The organism is Insulibacter thermoxylanivorax (assembly GCF_015472005.1).
GTDB classification, from domain to species: domain Bacteria; phylum Bacillota; class Bacilli; order Paenibacillales; family DA-C8; genus Insulibacter; species Insulibacter thermoxylanivorax.
On sequence record NZ_BMAQ01000029.1, the window covers coordinates 15,082 to 29,526 of the forward strand.

Genomic DNA, 14,445 nt, shown 5'->3' on the forward strand with positions numbered 1-14,445 from the left:
ATGTCTGATTATACCGATTCGAAGAATTCGAGTTCCTTGCTGTCCTCACTCAGTTGGACGAAGGCTTTCTTCCAATTCTTTCTGTAACCGGAATATCTGCCGTAATTTTTCGGCTTACCCTTCATATTGATAACGTTGACTTTCGTTACTTTAACATTAAAGATCTGCTCGACGGCATGCTTGATTTCGATCTTGTTCGCACGAACATCCACTTCGAAAACATAGCATTTGTTCGCCATCAAGTCGCTGGTACGCTCAGTGATAATCGGGCGCTTGATAATATCACGAGGGTCCTTCATTACGCAAGCACCTCCTCTACTTTCTGCACTGCGTCCTTCGTAATGATCAATTTGTCGTGCGCCAATACATCAAGGACATTGATGCCTTCTGCTGTTACGTACTTAACCCCAGGAATGTTGCGGGAAGACAGCAGGATATTATCTTCGAAACCAGCGGATACGACAAGCGCTTTGCTGTCCACCTTCAAGTTGTTCAGGATTGCGATGAAATCCTTCGTTTTCGGCTTCTCCAGGCTCAGCTGATCAAGCACGATGATCTCGTTGTCGATCACCTTGCTGGACAGCGCAGATTTGATTGCCAGTCTGCGAACTTTCTTAGGAAGTTTATATTTGTAACTGCGCGGAGTAGGTCCGAATACCGTACCGCCGCCTACCCATTGCGGAGCACGAATGCTGCCGTGGCGTGCACGCCCCGTTCCCTTCTGGCGCCATGGTTTGCGACCGCCGCCGCGGACTTCCGAACGTCCCTTCACCTTGTGCGTGCCGAGGCGCTGCGAAGCGCGCTGCATCTGTACTGCATCAAACAAGACATAACGGTTCGGTTCAATTCCGAATACCGCATCAGATAATTCAATCTCTCCGATCTGTTCACCAGATACATTATATAGAGCTACTTTAGGCACGTTAGATCCTCCTTTCTTAAGCCTGTTGTTTCTTCTTCACTGCGGATTTGATTTTGACATAGCCGTTCTTCGGCCCAGGGATGGAACCCTTCACGACGATGATATTGCGCTCAGCATCGACTTTTACGATCTCCAGATTCTGTATCGTAACCGTCTCGCTCCCCATGCGGCCAGGCATCTTCTTGCCCTTAGGAATGCGGTTAGCCGTACGAATCACGGCCATGGAACCGATCCCGCGGTGATACTTCGAACCATGGGACATCGGACCTCGAGCTTGCCCGTGGCGCTTGATGACACCAGCGAAACCTTTACCCTTGGAGGTCGCTGTTACGTCAACATACTCACCTTCAGCGAAGATGTCAGCTTTCAGCTCTTGACCGAGCTCATACTCTTCCGGATTCGCACCGCGAATCTCGCGAACAAAACGTTTCACCGGAGCGTTCGCCTTCTTCGCATGACCAAGTTCAGGTTTTGTTGCATTCTTTTCTTTCTTATCATCAAAGCCGATCTGGATCGCTTCATATCCATCGTTCTCGATATTCTTCTTCTGCAGAACAACACATGGGCCGGCTTCGATTACCGTTACCGGGTAAACCAAGCCCTCAGGACTGAACATCTGAGTCATGCCCAGTTTTCTGCCTAAGATTCCCTTCGTCATGTTGACACCTCTTTTCTAACCACTGATTATTCTTTTATATTTGCTCAACGAACGATTACAGTTTGATTTCGATGTCCACACCGGACGGCAGATCAAGACGCATCAGCGCATCAACCGTCTGCGGCGTCGGATTCACAATATCGATCAAGCGTTTGTGCGTGCGCATCTCGAACTGCTCACGAGAATCCTTATACTTATGGACAGCGCGCAGGATCGTGATGACTTGCTTCTCCGTTGGAAGCGGAATCGGCCCCGACACTCCTGCACCAGAACGCTTGGCTGTCTCCACGATTTTCTCCGCGGATTGATCGAGGATTCTGTGATCATACGCTTTTAAACGAATGCGAATTTTTTGCTTTGCCATAGCTTTACCTCCTTCTATCGCCCAAATTTGAATCGGACATACTCCATGGAAATCTCCTAACACCCCGGTCATGGCAAAGGGGCCGGGTGTGTCAGCAACCTCCCACTTCATCGCAACGTCACAGACCAACGTTCACAATTATATAGAAAAACCTATACGATTGCAAGAAGAAATTCGAAGAAATGCGTGTTTCATCATATAGGAACATCGTGGAGATGATCCTAATATGGATCGCAAGATGTAAAGCTGAAAATCTTCGATAAAAATCCCTCTGACTCGAAAGCCAGAGGGATCTGTATCATGTAAAGCTGAATTACTTGATGATGGAAGTAACAGCGCCTGCGCCTACTGTACGGCCGCCTTCACGGATCGCGAAGCGAGTACCTTCTTCGATCGCGATCGGAGCGATCAGTTCAACTGTAACCGTAACGTTGTCGCCAGGCATAACCATTTCCGTGCCTTCCGGCAGGTTGATGACACCTGTTACGTCCGTTGTACGGAAGTAGAATTGAGGACGATAGCCGCTGAAGAAAGGCTTATGGCGTCCGCCTTCTTCCTTCGTCAGAACGTAAACCGAAGCTGTGAAAGCTGTATGGGATTTGATCGAGCCCGGCTTAACCAGAACTTGACCGCGCTCGATGTCGCTGCGCTCAACTCCGCGAAGCAGGGCACCGATATTGTCACCAGCTTGTGCTTGGTCGAGCAGCTTGCGGAACATCTCTACACCCGTAACAACGGTCTTTCGTGTTTCTTCTTGCAGACCGACGATCTCAACTTCGTCGCCGACTTTAACCGTACCGCGCTCAACACGGCCAGTAGCAACTGTACCGCGGCCTGTGATCGTGAACACGTCCTCAACAGGCATCAGGAACGGCTTGTCGATCTCGCGCTCCGGCGTTGGGATGTAGTTGTCGATTTGCTCGAACAGTTCTACGATCTTGTCGCCCCACTCGCTGTCCGGATTTTCCAGAGCTTTCAGAGCGGAACCGCGGATGATCGGCGTATCGTCGCCAGGGAACTCGTATTCGTTCAGCAGATCGCGAACTTCCATCTCTACCAGTTCAAGAAGCTCTTCGTCCTCTACCATGTCGCACTTGTTCAGGAATACGACGATGTAAGGAACGCCTACTTGGCGGGACAGCAGGATATGCTCACGAGTTTGCGGCATTGGACCGTCTGCTGCAGATACAACCAGGATCGCACCGTCCATCTGAGCTGCACCCGTGATCATGTTCTTAACGTAGTCAGCGTGTCCTGGGCAGTCAACGTGTGCATAGTGGCGGTTAGGCGTTTCGTACTCAACGTGGGACGTCGAGATCGTGATTCCGCGCTCGCGCTCTTCCGGAGCCTTGTCGATTTGGTCATAAGCGAATGCTTGACCGCCGCCATAGCGTTTGGACAGTACAGTTGTAATAGCAGCTGTTAACGTGGTTTTACCGTGGTCAACGTGACCAATTGTACCAATGTTAACGTGTGGTTTAGTACGTTCGAATTTTGCCTTTGCCATTGTTCACTTTTCCTCCTTATTAACAACACCTATATTGATTGTTTACCACATCAGAAAGCCTGGATCAATACCATTCGACTTTCTGATGGGTATAAAAAGCTGCTTCATGATCCGGGATATCCGGTATAGCGCTTTTTATCGGGATGTTAAGCACCTTGGTGTTTCGCGATGATCTCTTCCGCGATGTTCTTCGGCACTTCTTCGTAATGGGAGATCTCCATCGAGTAGCTGCCGCGTCCTTGTGTCTTGGAACGCAAGGTCGTCGAGTAGCCGAACATCTCTGCCAGCGGAACCATCGCCTTGATCACTTGCGAACCGCCGCGCGAGTCCATACCTTCGATGCGGCCGCGGCGAGAGTTCAGGTCACCCATCACGTCACCCATGTATTCCTCAGGCACTGTCACTTCAACTTTCATGATCGGCTCGAGGAGTACAGGGTTACAATGATCCTTCGCTGCCTTCAAGGCCATCGAACCAGCGATCTTAAACGCCATCTCGCTGGAGTCTACGTCGTGGTACGAACCATCGACCAGTGTGGCCTTGATGTCTACCAGCGGGAAGCCGGCAAGAACACCGTTCTGCATCGCTTCTTCGATCCCCGCTTGGATCGGCCCGAAATATTCCTTAGGAACGACACCGCCGACGATCTTGCTCTCGAATACGAAGCCTGTACCTGGCTCCAGCGGTTCGAATTCGATCCATACGTGACCGTATTGACCGCGTCCGCCGGACTGTCTGATGAACTTCCCTTCAACGCGAGCCGGTTTGCGGAAGGTCTCGCGATAAGCAACCTGCGGCTTACCGACATTCGCATCGACCTTAAATTCGCGTAGCATACGGTCTACGATAACTTCCAGATGAAGCTCACCCATACCGGAGATGATCGTCTGACCCGTCTCTTCATCTGTTCTCGCATGGAAGGTCGGATCTTCTTCAGCCAACTTCGCTAGGGCAATCCCCATCTTGTCTTGGTCCGCTTTCGACTTCGGCTCGATCGCGATGTCGATAACCGGATCCGGGAAGGTCATCGATTCAAGGATGATCGGGTTCTTCTCATCGCACAGTGTATCACCGGTACCGGTATCCTTCAAACCCACCGCCGCAGCGATATCGCCTGCGTATACCTCCGTGATCTCCTCCCGGTGGTTCGCATGCATCTGCAGGATCCGGCCGATCCGCTCGCGCTTGCCCTTCGTCGAGTTCAAGACATAAGAACCGGAATGGAGCACGCCGGAGTATACACGGAAGAAGGTCAGCTTACCGACATAAGGGTCTGTCATGATCTTGAAGGCTAGTGCTGCAAACGGTTGATCGTCGGCGGAGATCCGCTCAACCTCAGAACCGTCAGGCAGTGTACCTCTGATGTTCGCTACGTCTGTTGGCGCCGGCAGGTAATCGATAACGGCATCCAGTACGAGCTGAACACCCTTATTCCGGTAAGAAGAGCCGCAAAGAACCGGCGTGATCTCAACGTTGATGACCCCTTTGCGAAGAGCGGCCTTCAGCTCAGGCACAGTGATCTCTTCACCTTCAAGGTACTTCATCGTGAGATCTTCGTCAAGCTCTGCGATCTTCTCGATCAATTCAGCACGCATTTCTTCTGCTTGTGCTTTGTAATCTTCAGGAATATCCATCTTCTCAAACTCTCTGCCCAGATCATCTTTATAGATGTAGGCGACGTTTTCGATCAGATCGATGATTCCAGTGAATTCACTCTCAGCGCCGATCGGCAGCTGAATCGGAACGGCATTAGCTTGCAGACGATCGCGCATCTGTTGTACGACACCCAAGAAGTTGGCGCCGACGATATCCATTTTGTTCACATAAGCAATCCGCGGTACGTTGTAGCGGTCAGCTTGGCGCCATACCGTCTCGGATTGCGGTTCTACCCCACCCTTGGCACAGAAGACACCTACTGCACCATCCAATACGCGCAGGGAACGTTCAACTTCTACCGTGAAGTCAACGTGTCCCGGGGTATCGATGATGTTGATACGATGGCCTTTCCATTGACAAGTAGTAGCAGCGGATGTGATGGTGATTCCGCGTTCTTGTTCTTGTGCCATCCAGTCCATGGTAGCGGAACCTTCATGGGTTTCGCCGATCTTGTGCGTGCGGCCAGTATAGAACAAGATCCGTTCTGTGGTCGTCGTCTTGCCCGCATCAATATGCGCCATAATTCCAATATTGCGCGTATTCTGCAAGGAGAACGCTCTAGTCATGATAATGTCTCCTTTCTCATATAGTCTTACGTTATGATGCGGCTTGCACTTTACCAGCGATAGTGAGCGAACGCTTTGTTGGCTTCGGCCATCTTATGCGTATCCTCACGCTTCTTAACTGCTGCGCCAGTGTTGTTGCTGGCATCGATGATCTCTGCCGCTAAACGCTCTTCCATCGTCTTCTCACCGCGCAAGCGCGCATAGTTGACCAACCAACGAAGACCAAGCGTTATGCGTCTTTCCGGTTTGACTTCAACGGGAACTTGGTAGTTCGCACCGCCCACACGACGGGCTTTGACCTCAAGCACCGGCATGATGTTCTTCAGCGCAGCTTCGAATACCTCCATCGGATCTTTACCCGTACGTTCGCGGACGATTTCGAAGGCATTGTACAGGATGCGCTGAGCAACGCCCTTCTTCCCATCGATCATGATGCGGTTGATCAGCCGTGTTACCAACTTGCTGTTATAGATCGGATCAGGCAGAACGTCTCTGCGTGGTACCGGACCTTTACGTGGCATAGTTATCCCCCTTTCTCGTTGTGTTTAAACGGTTCTTGTTTAGATCATGCAAGATCTTAGCTCTTGTTCTCTTTCGGTCTCTTCGTACCGTACTTGGAACGAGCCTGCATACGGTTGTTCACGCCCGCTGCATCCAGCGCCCCGCGAACGATGTGATAACGCACACCCGGAAGGTCCTTAACACGACCGCCGCGAACAAGCACGACGCTGTGTTCCTGCAAGTTGTGTCCGATCCCCGGGATATAAGCGTTGACTTCCACACGGTTCGTCAGGCGAACACGCGCATATTTACGAAGCGCAGAGTTCGGCTTCTTCGGCGTCATCGTTCCTACACGTGTGCACACACCTCGTTTTTGCGGAGAGTGCAGGTGCGTCTCTTTGCGCAGCATCGCGTTATATCCTCTATGCAGAGCAGGCGACTTCGACTTGCTCACCTTGCTTTGACGACCCTTGCGAACCAATTGATTAATTGTTGGCATATCGACACCTCCTTCCACTATGAATATCAATTTTCTAAGCCCACAGATCCAGGCGGTTCATTTGCTGGCATAAAGAAATGCTTTTGTTTCTTTGGCCTCAGCCAAGACCCAAAAACATCCCGCATCCTATTCGATTAGTGAAGCTGCCATCGCTGCCCCCACATCGATGCCGCATGCTTTGCCGAGTTTCCGCATGGAATCGACATAGATGATCGGCACATCCTTCTTCTCACAAAGCTGGATCACCTTCGATGTGATGCGCGGATCTGCGTCCTCAGCCACGAATACATGTTCGGCCTTGCCAAGCTCCACCATTTTCAACGTTTGCTTGGTGCCGACGCATAACTTACGAGCCTGTGATACTTTTTCATAAGACATCGTTAACGAACATCCTCCAAAGTCCACGGACGTGATTTGGCACACTAGGATATATTAGCACCATTAAAAGTTACCTGTCAAGAGACGAGACGATTAGGAAAAACAGGGGCGGCTGATCGTGCAAGCGATGCTCCGCAGCCGCCTCCTGCTCCCTTCTAACGTCGTGCCTTATTCGACCGATACTGCTTCCGCCAACTCATCCGTTTCGTTGTTCTCTTCGGCCTGCTCCATCACATTGTTGGCAGTGATCGAGCGATAACGCGCCATTCCGGTACCCGCCGGGATCAGCTTACCGATGATGACGTTCTCCTTCAGACCAAGCAATTGGTCAACCTTGCCCTTGATCGCCGCATCCGTCAAGACACGAGTCGTCTCTTGGAAGGACGCCGCAGACAGGAAGGAATCCGTCTCCAGCGAAGCCTTCGTGATCCCGAGCAGCACAGGTTTAGCGACAGCCGGTTCCTTGCCCTCGAACAGTGCTTTCTTGTTCGCTGCTTCATATTCATGGATGTCAACGAACGAGCCGGGGAGCAGATTGGTATCTCCCGCGTCGATGATCCGAATCTTGCGGAGCATCTGACGAATCATCACTTCGATATGCTTATCGTTGATCTCAACACCCTGGTTGCGATATACGCGCTGAACTTCTTGCAGGATATAGTTCTGAACACCGCGGATCCCCTTGATGCGCAGCATCTCTTTCGGGTCGATCGATCCATCGGTCAGTTCATCGCCGGCTTCCACATGTTGTCCGATCGTTACCCGCACGCGGGAACCAAACGACACCGCATAGACCTTGGTCTCCGCCTCGCCCTCGATCTCGATCTCGCGGCGATCCTTCGTATCGCGGATATCTTTGACGACACCGTCGATCTCGGTGATGATCGCCTGACCCTTAGGATTACGCGCCTCGAACAGCTCCTGGATACGCGGCAGACCTTGCGTGATGTCGTCTCCGGCTACACCACCGGTGTGGAACGTACGCATCGTGAGCTGCGTACCCGGTTCGCCGATCGATTGGGCAGCGATGATACCTACTGCTTCTCCGATCTCAACGTGCTTGCCGGTCGCCAGGTTGCGCCCGTAGCACTTGCGGCACACCCCGTGCTGCGTACGGCAGCTAAGCACAGAGCGAATCTGCACCTTCTCGATGCCCGCGCGCACGATCTTCTCCGCTGTTGCCGCATCGATGAGTTCGTTCGGTCTGACCAGAACCTCTCCGGTCTCCGGATGACGAACGGTCTCGAATGCATAACGACCTTCGATCCGATCGTACAGATCCTCGATCACTTCGCGGCCATCCTGGATGCGGCTGACGGTGAAGCCCTTGTCCGTACCGCAGTCGTCTTCGCGAACGATGACATCCTGGGCAACGTCAACCAGACGGCGAGTCAGGTAACCGGAGTCCGCCGTTCTTAGGGCCGTATCCGCCAGACCTTTACGCGCCCCGTGCGTCGAGATGAAATACTCGAGGACGGTCAGACCTTCGCGGAAGTTGGATTTGATCGGAAGCTCGATGATCCGTCCGGACGGGTTCGCCATCAGACCGCGCATTCCGCCAAGCTGGGTGATCTGAGATTTGTTCCCCCGTGCTTTGGACTCAACCATCAGGTTGATGGAATTGAAGCGGTCCAGAGATTTCATCAGGATGCTCGTGATCTCATCCTTCGCTTCACTCCAGATGCTGATGATGCGGTCATAGCGCTCTTCGTTGGTGATGAGACCGCGGCGGTATTGGTTCATCACGGTCTGAACCTTCTGCTCGGATTCTTCCATGATCCGCGCCTTCTCCTCCGGTACGACGACGTCCGAGATCGAGATGGTGATCCCTGCCTTCGTCGAATAGGTGAATCCGAGATCTTTGATTTGGTCGAGGATGATCGACGTCTGCGTCGTCTCATAGAGACGGAAGCACTCCGAGATGATCGATCCCAGATAGTCCTTGCCGATCGCGTTCTTGATCGGCATGGAACGCATATATTCCTTGAGGTTTGCACCCTTTTCATAGACGAAGTATTCCTCCGGCGTACCGTTGTACAAGTTCTCCTTCGTCGGTTCGTTAATATAAGGGAACGAATCCGGGAAGATCTCATTGAAGATGAGCTTGCCAACAGTTGTGATCAGGAATGCGTTCTGCTGCTCCTCCGTGAAGCAGGTCTTTTTCAGCGCCCTTGCCGGAATCGCTACGCGTGCATGCAGACCAAGCTCGCCGAGCTGATACCTCGAGATCGCTTCATGTACGGAACTTAGAATCGTACCCGTACCCTTTGCTTCCGGATTATCCATGGTCAGATAGAAGATGCCGAGCACCATGTCCTGCGAAGGCGTGACGACCGGCTTGCCGTCCTTGGGGTTCAGGATATTGCCCGATGCCAGCATCATGATGCGGGCTTCAGCTTGCGCTTCAGCAGACAGCGGCACGTGAACCGCCATCTGGTCGCCGTCGAAGTCCGCGTTGTATGCCGTACATACGAGCGGGTGAAGCTTGATTGCCTTGCCTTCTACCAGGACGGGCTCGAAGGCTTGGATCCCCAGTCTGTGCAGCGTAGGCGCACGGTTCAGAAGCACCGGGTGTTCCTTGATGACTTCTTCCAGCACGTCCCATACCTCTGGGCTGACTCTTTCGACTTTGCGCTTCGCGCTCTTGATATTATGGGCCAGACCCTTATTCACAAGCTCCTTCATCACGAAAGGCTTGAACAACTCAAGCGCCATCTCCTTCGGCAGCCCACACTGATACATCTTCAGCGATGGTCCTACGACGATAACCGAACGGCCGGAATAGTCGACGCGTTTCCCTAACAGGTTCTGACGGAAGCGTCCTTGCTTACCTTTCAGCATATGGCTGAGGGACTTCAGCGGGCGGTTGCCCGGACCGGTCACAGGGCGGCCGCGGCGGCCGTTGTCGATGAGCGCATCCACAGCTTCCTGCAGCATGCGCTTCTCGTTCTGAACGATGATGTCAGGAGCACCAAGGTCAAGCAGCCGCTTCAAGCGGTTGTTGCGGTTGATCACCCGACGGTACAGATCGTTCAGGTCCGATGTCGCGAAACGGCCTCCGTCCAGCTGTACCATCGGACGAAGCTCCGGAGGGATGACAGGAAGCACATCGAGCACCATCCACTCCGGACGGTTGCCGGAGTTGCGGAAGGCCTCGAGGACCTCCAGCCGCTTAATTGCTCGGTTACGGCGCTGACCCTGCGCGGTCTTCAGCTCCTCCTTCAGCATCTCGACTTCCTTGTCCAGATCGATGTCTTGCAGCAATTTCTTGATCGCTTCCGCGCCCATGCCTGCTTGGAAGGCATAGCCGTATCTCTCGCGATAACTGCGATATTCCTTCTCCGAGAGCAGTTGTTTCTTCTCCAGAGGCGTATCGCCTGGATCCGTTACAACATAAGATGCAAAGTAGATAACTTCCTCCAGCGAACGAGGCGACATATCAAGCGCCAGCCCCATTCGGCTGGGGATTCCCTTGAAATACCAGATATGCGATACCGGTGCCGCCAGCTCGATATGCCCCATCCGTTCACGGCGCACCTTGGCACGCGTTACTTCTACACCGCAGCGATCACAGACGACGCCTTTATAGCGGACGCGTTTGTACTTTCCACAGTGACATTCCCAGTCCTTCGTCGGTCCGAAGATCTTCTCGCAGAACAAGCCTTCCTTCTCCGGCTTTAGGGTGCGGTAGTTGATCGTCTCCGGCTTCTTCACCTCACCGCGCGACCAAGAGCGGATCTTGTCAGGAGATGCTAGACCGATTTTCATAAATTCGAAATTGTTGACGTCCGTCAAGGAGCAACCCTCCTCAAGATTGATCTAGGATTATAGGGAACGCTAAGGATCATTCAGCCCCTGCTTCAGCGCCTTCCAGATTCAAGTTGAGCTTGTCGCCGGAAGCATCTTCGTCATCATCGATTTCCTTCATGATGATCTCTTCTTCATCCTCACTGAGGATCTTCACATCCATGCCGAGGCTCTGCAGTTCCTTAATCAATACCTTGAACGATTCTGGAACGCCCGGTTCAGGGACGTTCTCGCCCTTGACGATGGCTTCGTAAGTTTTGACGCGTCCTACGACGTCATCAGACTTAACGGTAAGAATCTCTTGCAAGGTGTACGCTGCACCATAAGCTTCGAGCGCCCAAACCTCCATCTCACCGAAGCGCTGCCCGCCGAATTGGGCTTTACCGCCAAGCGGCTGCTGCGTAACGAGCGAGTATGGGCCAGTCGAACGTGCATGGATCTTATCGTCGACCATGTGTGCCAGCTTGAGCATATACATGACGCCCACGGTGACTTCACGTTCGAATGGTTCACCCGTTCTGCCGTCATAGAGGATGGTCTTGCCGTCGCGGCGCATGCCGGCCTCTTCCATCGTGTCGAAGACATCCTCCTCGTTCGCACCGTCGAAGACCGGCGTAGCGATGTGGATGCCGAGGAGTTTGGCGGCCATGCCGAGGTGAACCTCAAGCACCTGACCGATGTTCATACGCGACGGAACCCCCAGCGGGTTCAGGACAACCTCAACCGGCGTGCCATCCGGCAGGAACGGCATGTCTTCCTCAGGAAGAACGCGGGCGATAACCCCTTTGTTGCCGTGGCGTCCCGCCATCTTGTCGCCCTCTTGAATCTTGCGCTTCTGAGCGATGTAGACGCGGACGAGTTGGTTCACGCCCGGCGGCAATTCATCCCCGTTCTCCCGCGTGAACACCTTCACGTCGACAACGATGCCGGAAGTACCATGGGGCACCCGCAAGCTGGTATCCCGTACTTCACGCGCCTTCTCACCGAAGATCGCATGCAGGAGACGCTCTTCCGCCGTCAGTTCCGTTACTCCCTTAGGCGTAACCTTGCCGACAAGGATATCCCCAGCCCGGACTTCAGCGCCGATGCGGATGATGCCGCGCTCGTCCAGATTCTTCAGCGCGTCCTCACCGACGTTCGGAATGTCCCGCGTGATCTCTTCCGGTCCCAGTTTCGTATCACGGGCTTCAGACTCATACTCTTCGATATGGATCGAAGTGAAGACGTCCTCCCTCACCAGCTTCTCGCTGAGCAGGATCGCGTCCTCGTAGTTGTAACCTTCCCACGTCATGAAGGCGACGACGACGTTGCGGCCAAGAGCTAGTTCGCCCTGATCCGTAGACGGTCCGTCCGCCAGGATATCCCCTTTCTTCACGACGTCCCCGGCACGCACGATCGGACGCTGGTTAATGCATGTACCTTGGTTGGAGCGGATGAATTTCTGAAGTTTATACTTCGTAAGGTCGCCGGTGACAAGCTTGCCGTCTACCTCTTCCTGTCTTCTAAGCCAGATTTCGTTGCCTGTGACGCGCTCGATGATGCCGTCATGCTTCGCTACGATACACACGCCGGAGTCCTTAGCCACCCTATGCTCCATGCCGGTACCGATAAGCGGCGCTTCCGGACGCAGAAGCGGAACGGCTTGCCGCTGCATGTTCGCACCCATGAGCGCACGGTTCGAGTCGTCGTTCTCGAGGAACGGGATCAGCGCCGTAGCCACCGAGACGACCTGCTTCGGCGATACGTCCATGTAATCAACGCGATCACGAGGCATCGTTAAGATATTGTCGGACAACTTGTTGTAGCGGACGATGATGTTCTCATGCTTGAACGTTCCGTCCTCATTCAGCTCGGCGTTCGCTTGAGCGATGACATAGTTGTCCTCTTCATCCGCTGTCAGATAATCGATGATATCGGTAACCTTATGCGTCTCAGGATCGACACGACGATACGGCGCTTCGATGAAGCCGTACTCGTTCACCCGCGCATAAGTGGACAGCGAGTTGATCAGGCCGATGTTCGGACCTTCCGGCGTCTCGATCGGACACATGCGACCGTAGTGCGAGTTGTGTACGTCACGCACTTCGAAGCCCGCGCGCTCCCGCGTCAGACCGCCTGGACCAAGTGCGGAAAGACGGCGCTTGTTCGTCAGTTCCGCGAGCGGGTTCGTCTGATCCATGAACTGCGACAGCTGCGAACTGCCGAAGAACTCCTTGATCGAGGCGATCACCGGACGGATATTGATCAGCGCTTGCGGCGTGATCACATTCGCATCCTGAATCGACATCCGTTCACGAACGACGCGCTCCATCCGCGACAGACCGATGCGGAACTGGTTCTGCAGCAGCTCGCCTACAGAACGGATACGACGGTTGCCCAAATGGTCGATATCATCGATGCTTCCTACGCCGTGCAGCAGGTTAATAAAATAATTGATGGAGGATATAATATCTGCAGGCGTTATATGTTTAACTGACTTATCGACCAAGCCGTTGGAGATGATCGGGATCACTTTGCCGTCATCATTCGGCGAGTAGATACTAATCTTCTGCAAGGTGACCGCCGGATCGTCCAACACACCGTTGGCCATCGGATAGTCCTTGTAACCGACGTTCTTCTCTAGATGCGGCAGCAGTTGATCAAGCAGCCTGCGGTCGATGATCTGCCCCGCTTCCGCAAGAATCTCACCCGTCTCCGGATCAACCAAGGGTTCAGCCAGACGCTGGTTGAACAAGCGGTTCTTGATATGAAGCTTCTTGTTGATCTTATAACGACCTACAGCAGCCAGATCGTAGCGCTTCGGATCGAAGAAACGAGCGATCAATAAATTCTTGGCATTCTCCACCGTCGGCGGTTCGCCTGGACGCAGCCGCTCATAGATCTCCAGCAGCGCCTTCTCTGTGCTGTCTGTGTTATCTTTGTCAAGTGTGTTGCGGATGTACTCGTCATCACCCAGCAGGTCGATGATCTGCTCGTTCGTACTGAAGCCAAGTGCTCTCAGCAGTACGGTAACAGGAATCTTACGCGTGCGGTCGATCCTGACATAGATGATGTCCTTCGCATCCGTCTCTAGCTCCAGCCACGCACCGCGATTCGGAATCACCGTAGCGGTATAAGCGCGTTTCCCGTTCTTATCCACCTTGGTGCTGAAATAAACACTTGGGGAGCGTACAAGCTGACTGACGATTACACGTTCGGCACCGTTGATGATGAAGGTGCCAGTTTCTGTCATCAGCGGAAAATCGCCCATGAATACTTCTTGCTCTTTGACTTCGCCGGTTTCCTTATTGATCAGCCGAACTTTGACGCGCAAAGGGGCAGCGTAAGTCACATCGCGCTCCTTACACTCATCAACTGAGTATATCGGCTCACCCAGACTGTAATCGATGAATTCTAGGCTTAAGTTACCGGTGAAATCTTGGATCGGCGATATGTCCTGGAACATCTCGCGCAATCCATCCTTTAAGAACCATTCGTACGATTGCTGCTGGATCTCGATGAGATTAGGAACTTCCAGTACCTCTTTGATCCGCGCATAGCTTCTCCGCTGACGGCGACCGTACTGAACCAGATGATGACGTGCCAAC

11 protein-coding genes are annotated in these 14,445 nt (G+C 53.2%); all 11 read right to left on the reverse strand.

Annotated elements, in window-relative coordinates; translation table 11 throughout:
* Positions 1-8: 8 nt before the first annotated feature.
* The 11 genes from rplW to rpoB all read right to left on the reverse strand — a co-directional run bounded on the left by rplW (position 9) and on the right by rpoB (position 14,444).
* Positions 9-299, reverse strand: coding sequence for a 50S ribosomal protein L23 (gene rplW / locus PRECH8_RS10555; protein WP_200967070.1), 291 nt, complete (start codon positions 297-299; stop codon positions 9-11).
* Positions 299-922 carry a 50S ribosomal protein L4 gene (gene rplD, locus PRECH8_RS10560; protein WP_200967071.1) on the reverse strand — a complete coding sequence of 208 codons (624 nt, stop codon included), beginning with the start codon at positions 920-922 and terminating at the stop codon, positions 299-301. Before rplD ends, rplW begins: the two co-directional genes overlap by 1 nt.
* A gap of 16 nt (positions 923-938) precedes the next feature.
* The gene (rplC, locus tag PRECH8_RS10565; RefSeq protein WP_200967072.1) at positions 939-1,580 is read right to left on the reverse strand and encodes a 50S ribosomal protein L3; all 642 of its coding nucleotides are present in this window, start codon (positions 1,578-1,580) and stop codon (positions 939-941) included.
* A 55-nt stretch (positions 1,581-1,635) separates the two neighbouring features.
* Positions 1,636-1,944, reverse strand: a complete 309-nt coding sequence (gene rpsJ, locus PRECH8_RS10570) for a 30S ribosomal protein S10 (protein WP_006676490.1) — start codon at positions 1,942-1,944, stop codon at positions 1,636-1,638.
* A gap of 313 nt (positions 1,945-2,257) precedes the next feature.
* Positions 2,258-3,451 carry an elongation factor Tu gene (gene tuf, locus PRECH8_RS10575; protein WP_200967073.1) on the reverse strand — a complete coding sequence of 398 codons (1,194 nt, stop codon included), beginning with the start codon at positions 3,449-3,451 and terminating at the stop codon, positions 2,258-2,260.
* A gap of 146 nt (positions 3,452-3,597) precedes the next feature.
* A complete protein-coding gene (fusA, locus tag PRECH8_RS10580; RefSeq protein ID WP_200967074.1) occupies positions 3,598-5,673 on the reverse strand; it encodes an elongation factor G in 2,076 nt (691 codons plus the stop codon).
* A 50-nt stretch (positions 5,674-5,723) separates the two neighbouring features.
* Positions 5,724-6,194 (reverse strand): 30S ribosomal protein S7, encoded by a 471-nt coding sequence (gene rpsG / locus PRECH8_RS10585; RefSeq protein ID WP_200967075.1) that lies wholly within the window; start codon positions 6,192-6,194, stop codon positions 5,724-5,726.
* 56 nt (positions 6,195-6,250) lie between these two features.
* A complete protein-coding gene (gene rpsL, locus PRECH8_RS10590; RefSeq protein ID WP_200967076.1) occupies positions 6,251-6,673 on the reverse strand; it encodes a 30S ribosomal protein S12 in 423 nt (140 codons plus the stop codon).
* Positions 6,674-6,799: 126 nt separating this feature from the next.
* Entirely contained in the window at positions 6,800-7,051 is a 252-nt protein-coding gene (locus PRECH8_RS10595) for a 50S ribosomal protein L7ae-like protein (RefSeq protein WP_200967077.1), read from the reverse strand.
* 168 nt (positions 7,052-7,219) lie between these two features.
* Positions 7,220-10,846, reverse strand: coding sequence for a DNA-directed RNA polymerase subunit beta' (gene rpoC / locus PRECH8_RS10600; RefSeq protein WP_200967078.1), 3,627 nt, complete (start codon positions 10,844-10,846; stop codon positions 7,220-7,222).
* A 49-nt stretch (positions 10,847-10,895) separates the two neighbouring features.
* Complete coding sequence (rpoB, locus tag PRECH8_RS10605) at positions 10,896-14,444, reverse strand: DNA-directed RNA polymerase subunit beta (protein WP_242457543.1); 3,549 nt, start codon at positions 14,442-14,444, stop codon at positions 10,896-10,898.
* Between the last annotated feature and the right edge of the window lies 1 nt (position 14,445).

Bases quoted from the DNA above. Each gene is read 5' to 3' on its own strand.
- rplW (WP_200967070.1), bottom strand. From the start codon at position 299: ATGAAGGACCCTCGTGATATTATCAAGCGCCCGATTATCACTGAGCGT.
- rplC (WP_200967072.1), bottom strand. From the start codon at position 1,580: ATGACGAAGGGAATCTTAGGCAGAAAACTGGGCATGACTCAGATGTTC.
- rpsJ (WP_006676490.1), bottom strand. From the start codon at position 1,944: ATGGCAAAGCAAAAAATTCGCATTCGTTTAAAAGCGTATGATCACAGA.
- tuf (WP_200967073.1), bottom strand. From the start codon at position 3,451: ATGGCAAAGGCAAAATTCGAACGTACTAAACCACACGTTAACATTGGT.
- fusA (WP_200967074.1), bottom strand. From the start codon at position 5,673: ATGACTAGAGCGTTCTCCTTGCAGAATACGCGCAATATTGGAATTATG.
- rpsG (WP_200967075.1), bottom strand. From the start codon at position 6,194: ATGCCACGTAAAGGTCCGGTACCACGCAGAGACGTTCTGCCTGATCCG.
- rpsL (WP_200967076.1), bottom strand. From the start codon at position 6,673: ATGCCAACAATTAATCAATTGGTTCGCAAGGGTCGTCAAAGCAAGGTG.
- PRECH8_RS10595 (WP_200967077.1), bottom strand. From the start codon at position 7,051: ATGTCTTATGAAAAAGTATCACAGGCTCGTAAGTTATGCGTCGGCACC.